1 protein-coding gene is annotated in these 1,540 nt (G+C 65.3%); it reads right to left on the minus strand.

All coding sequences use genetic code 11. From position 1 onward, the window contains the following. Positions 1-1,520, minus strand: a 1,520-nt coding sequence (locus D3227_RS40280; protein ID WP_147377835.1) for a phosphomannomutase/phosphoglucomutase, incomplete at its 3' end; no start/stop codon positions are given. Between the last annotated feature and the right edge of the window lie 20 nt (positions 1,521-1,540).

Below are 1,540 nucleotides of genomic sequence, written 5' to 3' on the forward strand. Positions count from 1 at the left end.
TAGAAAGTCTGGTTGTAGGCGCCGACTTCGGGGCTGCGGCGCAGCACGGCGTCGACGGCCTCGAACATCTGCCGCCGCCGCTCCGACGATACAGGGCTTTCTACCACCACGACCAGCTCAGGCTTGTTGGAGGAGGCCCGCACCAGGCCCCAGGTGCCGTCCTCGGCAACGACGCGCACCCCGTTTACGGTGATCAGCGCGGCGATCTTCTGGCCGGCAAATATGGCGCCGTCGCGCCGCATGGCCTGAAAGTCGGCTACCACCCGCTCGACCACGCCATACTTCACCTCGTCGGCACAGTGCGGCGACATGGTCGGCGTGCCAAAGGTGAGCGGCAGCGCGCGGTAGAGGTCGGCCATCGAGCTGTCCGGGCTGCGGTCCAGCATCTGGCAGATGGCGATGGCGGTGATCAGGCCATCGTCATAGCCGCGCCCGATCGGCGGGTTGAAGAAGAAATGGCCGGACTTTTCGAAGCCGGCCACCGCGCCAAGTTCGGCGACACGGCGCTTGATGTAGGAATGCCCGGTCTTCCAGTAGTCGGTGACGGCGCCGTTGGTGCGAAGCACGCTGTCGGTGTTGAACAGGCCGGTCGACTTGACGTCGACGACGAAGGTCGAGCCGGGATGCAGCGCGGAAATATCTCGCGCGAGCATGACACCGACCTTGTCGGCGAAGATCTCGTTGCCCTCATTGTCGACGACGCCGCAGCGGTCGCCGTCGCCATCGAAGCCCAGCCCGACATCGGCACCTTTTTCCAGCACCTTGTCCCTGATGGCATGCAGCATCTGCATGTCCTCGGGGTTCGGGTTGTAGCGCGGGAAGCTGTGATCGAGTTCGACGTCGAGCGGGATGACCTCGCAGCCGATGCGCGCCAGCGCCTCGGGCGCGAAGGCGCCGGCGGTGCCGTTGCCGCAGGCGCAGACCACCTTGAGCTTGCGCGCGATGCGCTTGTCCCCGACCAGGTCGTCGAGATAGGTCTGGCGAAAACCGGAGACGAATTCATAGGAGCCGCCGCCGGCAAGGTCGAAATCGCCTGTCAGCACAATCTTCTTCAGCGCGCCCATCTCCTCCGGGCCGAAGGTCAGCGGCCGCGCCGCGCCCATCTTGACGCCGGTCCAGCCATTCTCGTTGTGCGAGGCCGTGACCATGGCGACGGAAGGCGTATCCAGCGCGAACTGGGCGAAATAGGCCATCGGCGACAGCGCCAGGCCGATATCCTTCACCCTTGCGCCGGCGGCCATCAGGCCGGAGACCAGCGCCAGCTTGATGCCAAGCGAATAGGAGCGGAAATCATGCCCGGTGACGATATCGGGCCCGGCACCGAGGCGGCGGATCAGCGTGCCCAGTCCCATGCCGAGCGCCTGGACGCCGATCAAATTGAGCTCCGGCTGCACCGAAGAGCCGGGATGGCCGAACCACCAGCGCGCGTCATATTCGCGAAAGCCGGACGCCTTGATCAGCGCGTCGGTTTCGAATTCGAAGCTGTTGGGCCGGGCGTCGCCGACGATTTTTGGGGGCAAGACAGCAGAACTCCAGACGG

Origin of the sequence: Mesorhizobium waimense, assembly GCF_003601975.1 — a bacterium.
Taxonomy (GTDB): Bacteria; Pseudomonadota; Alphaproteobacteria; order Rhizobiales; family Rhizobiaceae; genus Mesorhizobium; species Mesorhizobium waimense.